12 protein-coding genes are annotated in these 16,523 nt (G+C 63.5%); 9 read left to right on the top strand and 3 right to left on the bottom strand.

The genetic code is table 11. The features are described from left to right. Positions 1-74 precede the first annotated feature (74 nt). The 4 genes from H4I92_RS08415 to pstB all read left to right on the top strand — a co-directional run bounded on the left by H4I92_RS08415 (position 75) and on the right by pstB (position 4,524). A complete protein-coding gene (locus H4I92_RS08415; protein WP_077530155.1) occupies positions 75-1,091 on the top strand; it encodes a substrate-binding domain-containing protein in 1,017 nt (338 codons plus the stop codon). A 73-nt stretch (positions 1,092-1,164) separates the two neighbouring features. Continuing rightward, positions 1,165-2,415, top strand: coding sequence for a phosphate ABC transporter permease subunit PstC (gene pstC / locus H4I92_RS08410; protein WP_077530154.1), 1,251 nt, complete (start codon positions 1,165-1,167; stop codon positions 2,413-2,415). Between the two features lie 10 nt (positions 2,416-2,425). Beyond that, on the top strand, positions 2,426-3,640 hold the full coding sequence (pstA, locus tag H4I92_RS08405) for a phosphate ABC transporter permease PstA (protein ID WP_179105662.1): 1,215 nt from the start codon (positions 2,426-2,428) through the stop codon (positions 3,638-3,640). A 71-nt stretch (positions 3,641-3,711) separates the two neighbouring features. Beyond that, entirely contained in the window at positions 3,712-4,524 is an 813-nt protein-coding gene (gene pstB / locus H4I92_RS08400) for a phosphate ABC transporter ATP-binding protein PstB (protein WP_179105661.1), read from the top strand. Positions 4,525-4,541: 17 nt separating this feature from the next. Here pstB and H4I92_RS08395 read toward each other — a convergent pair whose 3' ends face one another. After that, a complete protein-coding gene (locus tag H4I92_RS08395; protein WP_077530152.1) occupies positions 4,542-4,829 on the bottom strand; it encodes a PAAR domain-containing protein in 288 nt (95 codons plus the stop codon). Between the two features lie 184 nt (positions 4,830-5,013). Here H4I92_RS08395 and rep point away from each other — a divergent pair, with 184 nt between their 5' ends. Further along, positions 5,014-7,029 (top strand): DNA helicase Rep, encoded by a 2,016-nt coding sequence (gene rep / locus H4I92_RS08390; protein ID WP_077530151.1) that lies wholly within the window; start codon positions 5,014-5,016, stop codon positions 7,027-7,029. On the opposite strand, the gene narL is transcribed toward rep, so the two are convergent. Together narL and H4I92_RS08380 are read right to left on the bottom strand one after the other, a co-directional pair. Continuing rightward, a complete protein-coding gene (narL, locus tag H4I92_RS08385; protein ID WP_077530150.1) occupies positions 7,024-7,698 on the bottom strand; it encodes a two-component system response regulator NarL in 675 nt (224 codons plus the stop codon). The genes rep and narL overlap by 6 nt on opposite strands. Before the next feature lie 35 nt (positions 7,699-7,733). Next, on the bottom strand, positions 7,734-9,566 hold the full coding sequence (locus tag H4I92_RS08380) for a type IV pili methyl-accepting chemotaxis transducer N-terminal domain-containing protein (protein ID WP_218668181.1): 1,833 nt from the start codon (positions 9,564-9,566) through the stop codon (positions 7,734-7,736). Positions 9,567-9,737: 171 nt separating this feature from the next. On the opposite strand from H4I92_RS08380, the gene H4I92_RS08375 reads away from it, so the two are divergent. From H4I92_RS08375 to narJ, 4 genes are all read left to right on the top strand, one after another. Beyond that, complete coding sequence (locus H4I92_RS08375; RefSeq protein WP_077530149.1) at positions 9,738-10,319, top strand: hypothetical protein; 582 nt, start codon at positions 9,738-9,740, stop codon at positions 10,317-10,319. Positions 10,320-10,474: 155 nt separating this feature from the next. Continuing rightward, a complete protein-coding gene (locus H4I92_RS08370; protein ID WP_077530148.1) occupies positions 10,475-14,224 on the top strand; it encodes a nitrate reductase subunit alpha in 3,750 nt (1,249 codons plus the stop codon). Position 14,225: 1 nt separating this feature from the next. Beyond that, positions 14,226-15,779, top strand: a complete 1,554-nt coding sequence (gene narH / locus H4I92_RS08365; protein ID WP_077530147.1) for a nitrate reductase subunit beta — start codon at positions 14,226-14,228, stop codon at positions 15,777-15,779. Between the two features lie 10 nt (positions 15,780-15,789). After that, a complete protein-coding gene (narJ, locus tag H4I92_RS08360) occupies positions 15,790-16,521 on the top strand; it encodes a nitrate reductase molybdenum cofactor assembly chaperone (protein ID WP_179105660.1) in 732 nt (243 codons plus the stop codon). Positions 16,522-16,523: the final 2 nt, after the last annotated feature.

Raw genomic sequence — 16,523 nt, 5'->3', positions numbered from 1 at the left:
TGTCACATAACTGTCATATAATTCTCATAAAGTGACACTTGATTCAATCAATGGGGCAACCAAGGAGTCGCCTGATGCAGACCTGGAAAAAATCCTCCATCGCATTGGCCGCGCTGGTAAGCGCAAGCACAGCTTCTGTCGCCCAGGAGCGCGACCAGATCCGGATTGTTGGTTCAAGCACGGTCTACCCGTTTGCCAGCTATGTCACGGAAGAGTTCGGCGCCACCACGGAATATCCCACCCCGACCATCGAGTCCACCGGCTCCGGCGGCGGCATCCGGCTGTTCTGTGAAGGGGTTGGCGCTGGCACGCCGGACATCACCAATGCTTCGCGCCGCATGAAGGTCAGCGAGTTCGAGCGTTGCCAGGAGAACGGCGTTGAAAAGATCACGGAAGCGATGATCGGCTCCGACGGCATCGTACTCGCCCAGAACGGCGATAATGATGACCTCACACTGAGCCGCGAGCAGATCCTGCTGGCCGTGGCTGCAAAGGTCCCGCAGGACGGTGAGTTGGTCGAAAACCCTTACGACAACTGGAGCGACATCGATTCTGATCTGCCGGACCGGGAAATCGAGGTGCTCGGCCCTCCGACTACGTCGGGTACCCGTGATGCCTTTGAGGAACTGGCAATGGGCGCGGTCAGTGAAGAAGCCGGCTATCCGGGAGAGTACACGGATATCCGTTCCGATGGCGCCTACGTCGACTCCGGTGAGAACGACAACCTGATCGTGCAGCGTATCCAGGAAAACGAAGCTGCCATCGGTATCTTCGGCTACAGCTTCCTGGAAGAAAACCGCGGCAAGATCAAGGCGATCGCTGTTGACGGGGTTGAACCAACCACCTCGAATATTTCCAGCGAAGACTACCCGATCGCCCGCAGCCTCTGGTTCTACATCAAGAAGGCTCACGAAGGCACCGTAGCACCGGGCATCGACGGCTACGTCAGCCTGTTCATGGACGATCTGATGATCGGCCCGAAGGGTCTGCTCGTTGAAGAAGGCCTGATCCCGCTGGACGACGAAAGTCGCAAAAAGTGGCAGGAACACGTCGCCGACCGGATTGAGCTGAAGCGTAGCGATCTTGAGTAATGTCTGATAGTTTCCCGGCTGATTCCGCTCGCTGCGGACAGTCGGGATTTTTGTATTAGAGGGGGAGGCAACAGTGAGCGTAGGTCAGACCACGCTGTTACTGCTCGCGGGACTGATCCCGCTGGGCTACGCCGGATTCTTCCTGGGGCGCCGCAAGGCACTGAACACCCAGGCCGAAGGAATCCGGCTTCACTCAAGACCCCAGCAATACGGCTGGTATTCCGTGGTTTCCATGGCGGTGCCCGCCATGGCTGTAGCCTTTATTGCCTCCCTGCTCAATCTTCTCGGCTGGATTGCCTTGCCGTCGGAGCTGGTGCTCATCATGACACTGGTCACCGCGGCAGCCGGTTTCGGCTTCGGCCTCCGGGCGATCCAGCCCAGCCTCCGCGCCCGCATCAAGCTCGATAACCTTATGCGCTGGCTGCTGCTGGGCGCGGCCCTGATTTCCATCATGACCACGGTCGCGATCGTACTGTCGGTCATTTTCGAGGCCATGCGCTTCTTCCGCGAAGTCAGTGTCTGGGAGTTCATAACCGGAACCACCTGGTCTCCCGGGGATTCCTTCCTCGAGGCCGCCGGCCGTGGCGATGAAGTGGGTGAAGGCGGCGGCGGTGTATTCGGCTCCGTACCGCTGTTCGCGGGTACCTTCATGGTCACTGCCATCGCCATGGCGGTATCACTGCCGATCGGGCTGCTGTCGGCCATTTTCATGTCCGAATACGCCTCACAACGCATTCGCGGCATCGTCAAACCCCTGATTGAGATCCTGGCCGGCATTCCCACGGTTGTGTACGGCTTCTTCGCCGCTGTCACCGTCACCCCGATCATTGTGGATATTGCCGGTTTCTTCGGTTTGGATGCCTCCTACAGCAACATTCTCTCGCCCGGCATTGTCATGGGCATCATGATCATTCCCTTCATATCCTCGCTGTCGGATGACGTCATCAACAGCATCCCGCAGAGCCTGCGCGAAGGTGCTTTCGCTCTGGGCACCACCCGCTCCGAAACCATCCGGAGCGTGGTGGTCCCGGCGGCGCTGCCTGGGGTGATCTCGGCGTTCCTGCTGGGCGTCTCACGGGCACTGGGCGAAACCATGATCGTGGTGATGGCCGCGGGCGTACGTCCGAACCTGACCTGGAACCCGCTCGAGGACATGACAACGGTCACCGTCAACATCGTCTACTCGCTGACCGGGGACCAGTCCTTCGACAGCCCGCAGACGCTCTCAGCTTTCGCCCTGGGGCTGGTGCTGTTCATTGTGACCCTGACGCTGAACGTCATCTCCACGGTGATGGTGCGGCGTTTCAAGCAACAATACGACTGAGCGAACCGACATGAGCACGCGCAAACTGACCGGCTCCGCCAACAACCCACAGATTCGACGGCGCTACCGCGCCGAGAAGCGTTTCAAGGCTTACTGTATTGGCGCGGTATCCATCGCCTTCGCCATCATCATCGCGTTCTTCACGGACATCATCAGCCAGGGCTACACCGCCTTCTGGCAGTATCAGGTTCAGGTCACCATTGATTACAATGACCGCGCCGAACGCCTGGGCCAGTTCGCCCTGGACCGCGACATGCGTGAGGTCGCCTCCCGGGGAGCAACCCGCTCGATTCCGCGGGCCATTGACCGCAATCCGGACCTCCTCGGGACCACCGAGGAACGATGGGTTCCGGTAAAAGCCGAGATCGACCAGTACCTGAAACACGGACGGGACATCCTCGAGGCAAAGCACGAGGAAGTGGCAGCAGCTCCCGAGCTCCCCGACAAGCTACGCAAGAAGGTGGATGCTCTGATTGACGAGGGCCGCATCGAGAGCGCCTTCAATACGCGTTTCTTCACCACTGGCGACTCCAAGCTGCCCGAACTGGCCGGTATATTCTCGGCCGCCGTGGGTACGCTCTATGTGCTGGGTATCACCCTGCTTTGCGCCTTTCCCATCGGCGTCATGTCCGCGATCTACCTGGAGGAGTTCGCCCCGGACAACAAGCTGACCCAGACCATCGAGGTCAACATCAACAATCTGGCGGCGGTGCCGTCGATCATCTTCGGCCTGCTGGGTCTGGCCCTGTTCATCAACTTCTTCGGCGTGCCCCGATCCTCGGCACTCGCCGGGGGCCTGACCCTGGGACTGATGACACTGCCCATCATCATCATCAGCACCCGTGCGGCCCTGCGCGCCGTTCCGGACCCCATCCGCCAGGGCGCCTTCGCCATGGGCTGCTCCCGCTGGCAGGTGGTGCGCGACCATGTGCTTCCGTCATCGCTGCCGGGCATACTGACCGGGACCATCATCGGCCTGGCACAGGCCATGGGCGAGACGGCGCCGCTGATCATCGTCGGCATGATCGCCTACATTCCGGAGGCCCCCTCCGGCGTCTTTGAAGCCGCCACCGTGCTTCCGGCACAGGTCTTCACCTGGGCTTCCGAGCCCGAGCAGGCCTACGTGGAGAAAACGGCCGCCGGCATCATGGTGCTTCTGGCAGTGCTTCTGACGCTTAATGCCACGGCCGTCTTTCTGCGGCGCAAATTCGAGCGCCGCTGGTAGCGCTATACGAGGTGCGTATGTACTCTGAAGCCACAACCGAACCCCCAGAAACCACGGAATCAGTAACCCCTATGACCGGGCAACCCGAGACCAGTGCCCCGGCCCAGACGGCCGGCACCGCCGATAAGAACGTCAAGGTAAAAGCCGAGAACGTGAACCTGTGGTATGACAAGACCCAGGCGTTGCACGATCTGGACCTCAATATCTACGAAAACGAGGTGACGGCTCTGATCGGCCCGTCCGGCTGCGGCAAGAGCTCGTTCCTGCGCTGCCTCAACCGCATGAACGACCTGATCCCGAGCGTCCGGATCCAGGGCCAGATCACGCTGGACGGCGAGGACATCTACCACCCGGACGTGGACGTGGTGCAGCTGCGCAGCAACGTGGGCATGGTCTTCCAGAAGCCTAACCCCTTCCCCAAGAGCATCTACGAGAACATCGCCTACGCCCCGCGACTGCACGGCATCGTGAACGGCCGCCGGGATCTGGACGAACTGGTGGAGCACTCGCTCAAGCGCGCTGGGCTGTGGCGGGAGGTCTCGGACCGGCTGCAAACGCCGGGCACGGCCCTTTCTGGCGGCCAGCAACAGCGCCTGTGCATCGCCCGCGCCATTGCCGTTAACCCCGAGGTCATCCTGATGGACGAGCCGGCCTCCTCACTGGACCCGCTGGCCACGGCGACCATCGAGGAGCTGATCGACGAACTGAAGGACCGCTACACCATCGCCATCGTCACCCACAACCTCCAGCAGGCGGCCCGGGTGGCCGGCTACACGGCTTTCTTCCACATGGGCGAGATCGTGGAGTTCAACGACACGGATACCCTGTTCACCAACCCGCGTGAGCAGAAGACCGAGGACTACATCACCGGTCGGTACGGCTGAAGCTGGCGGTACCAGCCTCAGCCGATCAGCACGGTCGGGTTGCCGACCACCAGCTTGCCGCCGTGGGCGGTGGCACAGCCCAGGGTGGCGGCGGGCCTGCCGTTGATGAAGACGGTCGGTGAGCCCTCGCTGACCGTATCCGGCGGTCCCACACAGACGGCCTTATCCCCCTGACGCACGGCCGGTCGACCACCGATCAGCACATCCGGTGAACCCTGCACGGCAGGACCGCCCACATGGGGCTTGGGGCCATCAAACTGGGGACAGGTGTGAAAATCGCCGAGGGTAGCGGCTGGTTTGCCCATGAACGTCTCCCTGTTCCTGTTTCCGTTTCTGTTCCGTTCCTGAATCCTGCGTTGCCGATGCCGGTTGCAACGCATTCCCTGTGTGCCTGCGGGCGCAGACAGTCGGATTAAATCACTGCTGCCCACGCCAATCAAGCAACGGCCTCTCAATGCTACACTACGCTTCCATTCAGGAGGACAGCCCGTGGCCGATCTCAACCCTCGCCAACGCGAAGCCGTGAAGTACCTGGACGGCCCGCTGCTGGTGCTCGCCGGCGCCGGCAGCGGCAAGACCAGCGTGATCACGCGCAAGATCGCCCACCTGATCGAGTACGCGGGCTACCCCGGGCGCCACATCGCCGCCGTGACCTTCACCAACAAGGCGGCGCGGGAGATGAAGGAGCGCGTCAGCAAACTGGTGGACCGGCGCGCGGCGCGCGGTCTGACCGTGGCCACCTTTCACAATCTGGGGCTGACCATCCTGCGCGAGGAGCACGATGCCGTGGGTTATCACCCCGGTTTCTCCATCTTCGATGCCGAGGACGCCCGTAACCTGCTGCGCGACCTGCTGGCCGAGCACGCCCCGGACACCGGACTTGAAGTCGGTGACCTGCAGGCGACGATCTCGAACTGGAAGAACGCCATGCTGCTGCCGGACCAGGCGTTGAGCCGGGCCAACGACGCCCGCGAGGAACGCTTCGCCGTCATCTACCAGCACTACGCGGACTACCTGAAGGCCTATAACGCCCTGGATTTCGATGACCTGATCCTGCTGCCGGTGCTGCTGTTCCGCAACCACGAAGAGGTGCTCCAGAAATGGCAGCGCCGCATCCGCTACCTGCTGGTGGACGAGTACCAGGACACCAACCTGAGCCAGTACGAACTGGTGCGCCTGCTGGTGGGCCACCGCCAGGGCCTGACGGTGGTGGGCGATGACGACCAGTCCATCTACGCCTGGCGCGGCGCGCGGCCGGAGAACCTGGCCCAGCTCAAGGAGGACTTCCCCTCGCTGAAGATCGTCAAGCTGGAGCAGAACTACCGCTCCATGCGCCGCATACTGAGCACCGCCAACACCGTGATCGCCAACAACCCGCACGTCTTCGACAAGGCGCTGTGGAGCGAACTGGGCGTGGGCGATCCCATCCGCGTGCTGCGCTGTCGCAATGAGGAGGGAGAAGCCGAACGCATCGCCTCCGAGATCCTCGACCAGCGCCTGCGGAGCCGGTCGGAATACCGGGATTTCGCCGTTCTGTATCGGGGCAACCACCAGTCGAAACTGCTGGAGATCAAGCTCCAGGCCTACCAGGTTCCCTATAAGATCTCCGGAGGCACGTCCTTCTTCGCCCGCAACGAGATCAAGGACGCCATGGCATACCTGCGCCTGCTCACCAACCCGGATGACGACGTCGCCTTCCTGCGCGTGGTCAACGTGCCCCGCCGCGAGATCGGCCCACGCACCCTTGAGCAGCTTACCGGCTACGCCCGCCAACGACAGATGAGCCTGGTCCGCGCCCTGGACGAGGTCGGCGCCGAAAGCCACATCCAGGGCCGTGCGCTGGAGAAGCTGCGGCGCTTCACCCACTTCCTGCACGACATCCGCCGACAGCTCGAAAACGGCGACGACACCCTGGGCGTGATCCGCCGGATGTTCACGGACGTGGAATACGAGGAGTGGCTGCACCAGAACGCCTCCAGCGCCAAGCAGGCGCAGAAGCGCATGGAGAACGTCTGGTACCTGCTGGACTCCATCGAGCAGATGGAACCGAACGAGGACGACGGCGACACGGAGCAGACGCTGGAGGAAGCCGTCAGCCGGCTGGTGCTGCGCGACATCCTGGACCGCCAGGAGGAAGAGGACGACAGCGACCGGGTCCAGCTGATGACCCTGCACGCCTCCAAGGGGCTGGAGTTCCCGAACGTCTTCATCATGGGTCTGGAGGAGGAGCTGCTGCCGCACCGCAGCAGCATCGAGTCGGAAACCATCGAAGAGGAGCGGCGGCTGATGTACGTGGGCATCACCCGTGCCCAGCGCTGCCTGACCCTGACCTACGCCGGTCAGCGCAAGCAGTACGGCGAGGTCATCGAGCCCATCCCCAGCCGTTTCCTGGATGAGATGCCGGATGAGCACGTGGAGCGCGAGGGCGACTCGGACAGGGACCCCGAGGCCAACCAGCGCCGGGGCCGCGCCACCCTGTCCGCCCTCATGGACGACCTCTCATGAGCTTTCGGCGTAGCCCTCATGCACCGCCCAGACCGCGGCTTCCACCCGGGAGCGCAGCCCGAGTTTCTTGAGCAGGTGCTTCACATGCACCTTGACGGTGCCCTCGCTGATGTCCAGCCGCCGGGCCACCATCTTGTTGGAGAGCCCTTCCGCGATGTGGCGCAGGATGTCCTTCTCACGCGGGGTCAGACTGGCGTAGTCCGGCCCCTCCGCCTCCGGGGTGTGCTGATGGCGCAGGGCATCGGCAAGCAGGGTCGTGAGCCGGTCGCTGATCACCAGCTTGCCCACGGCGGCCTGATGCAGCCGGCTCATCAGGTCCTCGGGCTCCATGTCCTTGAGCAGGTAACCATCAGCACCCGCGCGCAACGCCGCAACCACGTCATCCTCGGCATCCGAGACAGTAAAAATCACAATCCGGCCAGGGAAACCGTCCTCCCGCAGCTTACGCAGCGTCTCATGCCCATCCGTTCCCGGCATGTTCAGATCCAGCAGAATCAGGTCCGGATCCAGCTCCCCGGCAAGGCGGATACCCTCCTGGGCATTGCTGGCTTCCCCCGCCAGGGTCATGCTGTCCTCCATGTCCAGCAGCTGGGTAATGCCCCGCCGCAGCAGGGGGTGGTCGTCAATCAGCAGAATCCGCGCCGGCGTTTTTTCGTCTGTCTGGGTCATAGCATCATTCCGTTACTATTCGCTCACCAAGGGGATCAGGAAGCCTGAATCAGGCCGGAGTTGTTCTGGGGAATCATCAGGCGCACCTCGGCACCACCCTCCTCCCTGTTGCGCATACTGAGTTCACCGCCAAGTGTCTGGCTGCGATCGCGCATGATCACGATGCCGTAATGGCTCGGCGGCACCCCACCGTCGGGCAGGCCCACGCCGTTGTCCCGCACCACCACCCGCAACGAACCATTACGCTGGTAAACGCGCACCGAGGCCTCGGTAGCCTGAGCGTGTTTGAGCACATTGGCCAGCGCCTCGCGCACGATCTGGAGCACATGGATTTCCTCATTCGGAGAGAACATGCGCGGTGGCATGTCGTACTCCAGGGATACCGGGTAGCCCAGCCGGTCACTGAACTCACGGACAGTGCGGTGGAGGGCCTCTTCCAGGCCCGGGGAATCAAACTGCAGGCGGAAGGTGGTCAGCAGTTCGCGCAGCTGGCGGTAGCCGTTGTTCAACCCGTTGCGCAGTTCCTGGATCACCTCCTCCTCACGGGCGTCGACGTCACGGCCGGATTCCTGCTGCAACTTCTGCAGACGCGCCACCTGCATTTTGAGATAGGACAGCGACTGCGCCAGTGAATCATGCAGCTCACGGGCGATCACGGTTCGTTCCTCCATCAGGGTCAGCCGCTGCTGCTCCGTCATCCGGCGGTTCAGGTAAACGGCGGTACCGAGCTGGTCCGCCAGGGTCTCCAGAAGCTGGCGTTCGTGATGCTCAAGGGTCCGGTCACGCTCGTACCAGACCTCCAGGGTTCCCACCAGGTCATCACCGGTGCGCACCGGCAGAAGCAGCCGCTTGCGGTGTTCCTCGGGCTGGTCCTCAAACGTATGGCAGCCAGTCAGGCAGGCATCGCAGTTAAAGGAACGGCAGTGCTCCGGGCGTGCCTGGGCGAAGGTGGTCACCGCCTCAAACGAGGACTCGTTCTCCTGCTCGTGCAGATAGAGGCTGACCGGGCCGATTTCCAGTAGCCCTTCCAGCTGCTGCAGCAACGGCACCGACCCCTCGCACAGGTCCGAGGAACCATAGAGCGAGCGGCTGGCGCTGTGCAGAAGCTGGAGTGCGCGGTGACTGCGCTCAAGCTCATCGGTGCGCGCCGCCGCCTGTGATTCCAGGTCCGCGTAGCGCCGGGAAAGGGATTCACTCATCTGGTCGAAGGTCCGGCCCAGCACAGCCAGCTCATCCTGCCCGCGGAAGCCGGTGCGCTGGCTGAAATCCTGGCGTGCCGCCGCCCTCGCCATGGCCAGAAGCCGGTTCAGGGGCTCCACCACACGCCGGCGCACGTCCAGGAACAGTACGACCACCACCGCCAGGGTCAGGATCAGGGAGAGCACCTGGACCATGCCAAGAAGCGCAATACGCGACTCGGCACGTGCTTCCAGCGCTGCCACCAGCGCATCCACCTCCTCAATAAAGGTAGTGGTCCCGCGCAGTGGCAGCAGCGTGGCGGTTCCCCCGAGTGCTTCCGAGTAGACCGGTCGGATCAGGGCCAGCCAGGTCAGCCGCACATGCTGGTACTGCTCCGTCACCGGATGAGCCAGCCCCGGCATGGCACTGTTGAGAAGAGGGCTTTCAAGGCGGGCGGTGATCTGCTGCATCTGCTCCTGGATGCGCTCTGGGGCGGCCTCCGCCTCCCCCAGGGTCACCAGCCGCTGCAGCTCCATGCGCACCAGTCCCGAATGGTTGATGGCGGCGGCATCGCCGCGGGCACTGGCGGAAATGGCCAGCGAAACCGCAATATTGATCAGTGCCAGTATCACAACGGCGGCCAGGGCCATACCGATACGGGCAATCAACGAATCCCTGAAAAGGCGCATCTGGTTCTCAGCAAGCGTGTCGGACTGGGCGTATATCGAAAGTAATAGACATGTTACACCAATTCAATAACGGCTACCCCTAATGACCTTTTGACCGGCATGGCGGTTGGGCGGACACTCAAGCCACTGAAATCACGATGCTCATCCATCATGCATGAGGTCCCGCATCCAATGCAGCCCGCAGACAAGAACTGGAACCTCTCCAGTTCCCTGCCACTGGCCACACTGGTACTGGCGCTGGCGGCAGGCAGCTGGGGCGTTTTCGGGGCACTCGTGACCCTGGTAGCCCAGACTTTCGGACTCACCGGCTCCCAGTTCAGCCTCATCCTGCTGGCCCCGGCAGCCGTCGGTATCCCGCTGCTGTGGCCGCTGTACCGCTGGGCTGCCCATGCCACCAGCCCTGGTACCGTGCTGCTGGTGGTCTTCCTGGCGCTGATCCCGGCCCTCGCCGGTCTGGCTCTGGCAGCCCACTTCAGCCACCTGCTGCTGGTGGGCGCGGGGCTCGGCGTGGTTCCGGGCTGCTTCGCCTCGGGCGTGGTCTACCTGCACCGGCTTACCCGTATCCCCTGCCCAGCGCTGACAGCCGTACTGCTGGTTCTGTGCGCTCTGGGAGCCGCCTTCGCCTATGTGTCCACCCCCCTGATCACTGATGCCTTCGGCTGGCGCTTCACGCCCCTGATGAGCATCGGCCTTATCCTAATTGCCGCCATCCTCCTCGCCACCCTTGGTGAACCCACTGAATCCAGCGTGTAATCCGTTCCTATCCCTTGGGGGGTAGACCCCGATTATCTCGTGGTATCCATGCAGACCTTATACTTCTTTTTGCCCAGAATGGGACCTATCAGCCTGAGCATTGAGAAAGCTCAACATTCAGGCAGCGCGGACAGGGCAACCCTGAGGAGATCACGATGAGTAACTTTCTGGACCGACTGACGTTCTTCAAGCGCCAGAGGGAACCCTTTGCCGACGGCCACGGCGTGAGCGTAGACGAGGACCGGCGCTGGGAGGACGGCTACCGTTCCCGCTGGCAGCACGACAAGGTGGTGCGTTCCACCCACGGTGTGAACTGCACGGGGTCGTGCTCCTGGAAGATCTACGTGAAGAACGGCCTGGTCACCTGGGAGACCCAGCAGACCGACTACCCGCGCACACGCCCGGGCCTGCCCAACCACGAGCCGCGCGGGTGCGCCCGGGGCGCCAGTTTCTCCTGGTACATCTACTCCGCCAACCGCCTGAAGTACCCCATGGTGCGCCGTCATCTGGTGGAGCTCTGGCGGGATGCGAAGAAGCAGCACAGTGACCCGGTGGAAGCCTGGGCCTCCATCGTCCAGGATCCGCAGAAGGCCCACGCCTACAAGTCCCGCCGCGGCCTGGGCGGTTTCGTACGTGCCGACTGGACCGAGGTTCAGGAGATCATCGCGGCCGCCAACGTCTATACCGCGCGCGACTACGGCCCGGACCGGATCATCGGCTTCTCCCCGATCCCGGCCATGTCCATGGTCTCCTACGCCGCCGGCACCCGTTACCTGTCGCTGATCGGTGGCGTCTGCATGAGCTTCTACGACTGGTACTGCGACCTGCCGCCGGCGTCCCCGCAGACCTGGGGCGAGCAGACGGACGTGCCGGAATCCGCGGACTGGTTCAACTCCACCTTCCTGATGATGTGGGGCTCCAACGTGCCGCAGACGCGGACCCCGGACGCCCACTACATGACCGAGGCCCGCTACCGGGGCACCAAGACCGTCACCGTGACCCCGGACTACTCCGAGGCCTCCAAGTTCGGCGACATCTGGCTCAACCCCAAGCAGGGCACCGACTCGGCGCTGGGTATGGCCCTGGGCCACGTCATCCTCAAGGAGTGGCACGTCGAGGGCCGGAGTGACTATTTCGACGACTACGTGCGCCGCTACACGGATCTCCCCTACCTGGTGATGCTGGACCAGGAGAACGGCAATACCGTCCCCGGCCGCTTCCTGCGCGCGTCGGACCTGGCGGGGAACCTGGGCGAGGACGAGAACGCCGACTGGAAGACCATCGCCTGGGATGAGAACAGCGAGAGCATGGTCGCGCCCACCGGCTCCATCGGCTTCCGCTGGACCGAGAGCAAGGGCAAGTGGAACCTGGAACAGAAGACCGGCGACGGGAAGGACATCCACCTGCGCCTGAGCCATATCGAAAGCTCGGACGACGTGACCGACGTGGCCTTCCCCTACTTCGGCGGTGGCGGCAACCCGCATTTCTCCCACACCAGCCATGACCCGGTGCAGAAGCGCCGCGTGCCCATCCGCACCATCACCCTGGCCGACGGCAGCACCGCGCGAGTCGCCAGCGTGTTCGACCTGATGGTGGCCAACTACGGCATCGACCGGGGCCTGGGCGGTGACCACGTGGCCAGCTCCTACGATGACGACGTGCCCTACACCCCGGCCTGGCAGGAGACCATCACCGGCGTACCGCGCGAAAAAGTCATCACCGTGGCGCGGCAGTTCGCGGAGAACGCCCACAAGACCCAGGGCAAGTCCATGATCATCATCGGTGCCGCCATGAACCACTGGTACCACATGGACATGAACTACCGGGCCGTCATCAAGATGCTGATGATGTGCGGCTGCGTGGGCGTCTCCGGCGGCGGCTGGGCGCACTACGTGGGCCAGGAGAAGCTGCGCCCGCAGACCGGCTGGGCGCCGGTGGCGTTCGCGATGGACTGGCACCGTCCGCCGCGGCACATGAACTCCACCTCCTTCTTCTATGCCCACACCAGCCAGTGGCGCCACGAGACGGTGAAGATGGATGAAATCCTGTCCCCGCTGGTCAACGCGGACGACTGGAACGGCTCCATGATCGACTACAACGTGCGCGCCGAGCGCATGGGCTGGCTGCCCTCCGCGCCCCAGCTCTCGCGCAACCCGCTGCAGGTGGCGCGCGAGGCGAAGGAAGCGGGCATGGAGATCAAGGACTACATCGTGCAGTCCCTGCGTGACGGCAGCCTGCAGTTCGCCAGCGAGGATCCGGACAACCCGGCCAACTTCCCGCGCAACATGTTCGTCTGGCGCTCCAACATCCTGGGCTCCTCGGGCAAGGGCCACGAGTACTTCCTCAAGTACCTGCTCGGCACCGAGAACGGCCTCCAGGGCAAGGACCTGGACAGCATCCCCAACGCGGAGAAGCCGGAGGAAGTGCAGTGGCGCGACGCGGCCACCGGCAAGCTGGACCTGCTGACCACCCTGGACTTCCGCATGTCCACCACCTGCATGTACTCGGACATCGTGCTGCCGACCGCGACCTGGTACGAGAAGCACGACATGAACACCTCCGACATGCACCCCTTCATCCACCCGCTGACCGCGGCCGTGGACCCGGCCTGGGAGTCGCGCTCGGACTGGGACATCTACCGGGGCATCGCGAAGAAGTTCTCCGAGCTGTGCCAGGGCCATCTCGGCGAGGAAACCGACGTGACCACCCTGCCGCACATCCACGACACCCCGGCGGAAATGGCCCAGCCCAAGGACGTGAAGGACTGGAAGAAAGGCGAGTGCGAGCCCATCCCCGGCAAGACCATGCCCAACATGGTGACGGTGGAGCGCAACTACCCCGAGACCTATAACCGCTTCACCGCCCTCGGTCCGCTGATGGACAACGTGGGCAACGGCGGCAAGGGCATCACCTGGAAGACCAACGACGAGGTGGAATTCCTGGGCGATCTCAACGGCCGCGTGACCGAGGACGTCAGCACCAAGGGGCGTCCGAAGATCCGCACCGCCATCAACGCCTGCGAGACCATCCTGAGTCTGGCGCCGGAGACCAACGGCCATGTGGCGGTGCGCGCCTGGGATGCGATGAGCGAACAGACCGGTCGCGAGCATGCGCATCTTGCCCGCCACCACGAGGGCGAGACCATCCGCTTCAACGACATCGTGGCCCAGCCGCGCAAGATCATCTCCTCGCCCACCTGGTCCGGCATCGAGTCCGACAAGGTGAGCTACAACGCGGGCTGGACCAACATCAACGAGCTGATCCCCTGGCGGACCCTCACCGGGCGCCAGCAGTTCTACCAGGATCACCTCTGGATGCGCGCCTTCGGCGAGACCCTGTGCGTGTACAAGCCGCCGATCGACATGAAGACCATCGACCCGATCATGAACAAGAAGGGCAATGGCAACACCGAGATCGTGCTCAACTTCATCACGCCACACCAGAAGTGGGGCATCCACAGCACCTACACGGACAACCTGCTGATGCTGACCCTGTCGCGCGGCGGCCCGATCGTGTGGATGAGCGAGACCGACGCGGCCAAGGCCGGGATCGAGGACAACGATTGGATCGAGGCCTTCAACGTCAACGGCGCCATCACGGCCCGTGCGGTGGTCAGCCAGCGGGTGCCCGAGGGCATGTCGATGATGTACCACGCCCAGGAGAAGATCGTGAACACCCCCGGATCCGAGATCACCGGCAACCGGGGCGGCATTCACAACTCCGTGACCCGGGCCGTGCTCAAGCCGACGCACATGATCGGCGGCTACGCCCAGCAGAGTTACTTCTTCAATTATCACGGAACCGTGGGTTCCAACCGCGACGAGTTCATCGTCATCCGGAAGATGAGCAACATCGACTGGATGGACGAGGAATCGGGCGATGCCATGCGGACAGAGGGGGCATGACATGAGGATACGCGCACAGATCGGCAAGGTGCTGAACCTGGACAAGTGCATCGGGTGCCACACCTGCTCGGTGACCTGCAAGAACGTCTGGACCTCCCGCGAGGGCATGGAATACGCCTGGTTCAACAACGTTGAGACCAAGCCCGGCGTCGGCTACCCCAAGGAATGGGAAAACCAGGAGCGCTGGAAGGGCGGCTGGAAACGCCTCGACGACGGCACCATCCAGCCGCGCATCGGCGGGCGCTGGCGGGTCCTGGCGAACATCTTCGCCAACCCGGACATGCCGGCGATCGACGACTATTACGAGCCGTTCGACTTTGACTACGCCCACCTGCAGAAGGCCGGCGATTCGAAGACCATGCCCACGGCCCGGCCTCGCTCGCTGCTGACCGGCAAGCGCATGGAAAAGATCGAGTGGGGCCCGAACTGGGAGGAGATCCTCGGCACGGAATTCAAGCACCGCTCGAAGGACTACAACTTCGAGGGCGTGCAGAAGGAGATCTACGGCCAGTTCGAGAACACCTTCATGATGTACCTGCCCCGGCTGTGCGAGCACTGCCTTAACCCGACCTGCGTGGCCTCCTGCCCCAGCGGCGCCATCTACAAGCGGGAAGAGGACGGCATCGTACTGATCGACCAGGACAAGTGCCGTGGCTGGCGCATGTGCGTCTCCGGCTGCCCGTACAAGAAGATCTACTACAACTGGAAGTCCGGCAAGTCCGAGAAGTGCACCTTCTGCTACCCGCGCATCGAAGTGGGCCAGCCGACCGTGTGCTCCGAGACCTGCGTGGGCCGGATCCGCTACCTGGGCGTGATGCTCTACGACGCCGACCGCATTGAGGAAGCGGCCAGCACGCCCAACGAGCAGGATCTGTACGAAGCCCAGATGGACGTCTTCCTCAACCCCCATGATCCGGAGATCGAGGCCGAGGCACGCCGCCAGGGCATTCCGGACGACTGGCTGGAAGCCGCCAAGAACTCCCCGGTCTACAAGATGGCCATGGAGTGGAAGGTCGCCTTCCCGCTGCACCCGGAATACCGGACGCTGCCCATGGTGTGGTACGCCCCGCCGCTGTCGCCCATCCAGTCCGCTGCCGAGTCCGGCCGCATCGGCTACAACGGCGCGATCCCGGACGTGGACCAGCTGCGCATCCCGGTCCGTTACCTGGCCAACATGCTGACCGCCGGTGAGGAAGAGCCCATCACCCACGCCCTTGAACGGATGCTGGCCATGCGGGCCTTCATGCGCGGGCGCAACGTGGATGGCGTTGAGGACACCGAGGTGCTGGAGCGGGTTGGCCTGGACGTGCACACCGTCGAGGAGATGTTCCGCTACATGGCCATCGCCGACTACGAGGACCGCTTCGTGATCCCGACCAACAAGCGCGAGTACGCCCATTCCATGTACGACGGCCAGACCGAGCGCGGCGGCTGCGGCTTCAGCTTCGGCAGTGGCTGCAACGCCGGGGGTGGCGAGGACGCCGATGTCTTCGGCGGCAAGCCCAACAACAAGCGCCAGTTCTTCTCCGTTCGCGTTGAGAAGATGGGCAACTGAGGAGATCATGATGAAAACACTGCGCGCTATCGCCCATCTCATGGCCTATCCAACAGGGCCCATGCAGGAAGCCCTGCCGGAGCTGGCCGAAGTCATCCGCGGGGAGTCACGCCTCACGGGCCAGGCCCGTGACGGACTCCTGGCCCTGATCGACGACCTGGCGGCCCGCCCGCTGGGTGAGATCCAGGAGAATTACGTCAGCCTGTTCGATCGCGGCCGGCACCTCTCACTGCACCTGTTCGAGCACGTGCACGGCGAGTCCCGGGACCGCGGCCAGGCCATGGTCGACCTGATGGAGCACTACCGCCTGCACGGCTACGAGCTGGATGCCCGGGAACTGCCGGACTACATCCCGCTGTTCCTGGAATTTCTCTCCACCCAGGACGAAACCGAGATCACCGACATGCTCGGTGACGCCATGCCCGTCATGGTGCTGCTCGGCGCCCGCCTGGAGGAAAAGGGATCCCCCTATGCCGCTCTCTTCCACGCGCTGGAAGCCATTGGCGGCAGCTGCGAACAGGCCCGCGACATGCGGGAGCTGGCCGCCAACGAGGGCCCGGATGAATCCATCACCAGGATGGACGAGATCTGGGAGGAGGAACAGGTCACCTTCCTCGGCAATAACGACCCGGCCGGCGGCGGCTGTGGCAACACCAGCCCCGGCCCCGCCACCACACCCACGGACGAGATTCCTGTGCGCTGGGTGGACAACCCCGGCGCCCAGGCCGCCGGCCAACGCTGATT

The sequence above is a fragment of the Vreelandella halophila genome (assembly GCF_019903425.1).
Classification (GTDB): domain Bacteria; phylum Pseudomonadota; class Gammaproteobacteria; order Pseudomonadales; family Oleiphilaceae; genus Halospina; species Halospina halophila.
Note: the sequence above shows the minus strand (reverse complement) of the source record. Positions and strands in the feature narration are given on the sequence as shown.

Coding starts and splice junctions, on each gene's coding strand:
- H4I92_RS08395 (WP_077530152.1), bottom strand. CDS start 4,829: ATGGGCAAACCAGCCGCTACCCTCGGCGATTTTCACACCTGTCCCCAG.
- H4I92_RS08375 (WP_077530149.1), top strand. CDS start 9,738: ATGCAGCCCGCAGACAAGAACTGGAACCTCTCCAGTTCCCTGCCACTG.
- H4I92_RS08370 (WP_077530148.1), top strand. CDS start 10,475: ATGAGTAACTTTCTGGACCGACTGACGTTCTTCAAGCGCCAGAGGGAA.
- narL (WP_077530150.1), bottom strand. CDS start 7,698: ATGACCCAGACAGACGAAAAAACGCCGGCGCGGATTCTGCTGATTGAC.
- pstB (WP_179105661.1), top strand. CDS start 3,712: ATGACCGGGCAACCCGAGACCAGTGCCCCGGCCCAGACGGCCGGCACC.
- H4I92_RS08415 (WP_077530155.1), top strand. CDS start 75: ATGCAGACCTGGAAAAAATCCTCCATCGCATTGGCCGCGCTGGTAAGC.
- narJ (WP_179105660.1), top strand. CDS start 15,790: ATGAAAACACTGCGCGCTATCGCCCATCTCATGGCCTATCCAACAGGG.
- H4I92_RS08380 (WP_218668181.1), bottom strand. CDS start 9,566: ATGCGCCTTTTCAGGGATTCGTTGATTGCCCGTATCGGTATGGCCCTG.
- narH (WP_077530147.1), top strand. CDS start 14,226: ATGAGGATACGCGCACAGATCGGCAAGGTGCTGAACCTGGACAAGTGC.
- pstA (WP_179105662.1), top strand. CDS start 2,426: ATGAGCACGCGCAAACTGACCGGCTCCGCCAACAACCCACAGATTCGA.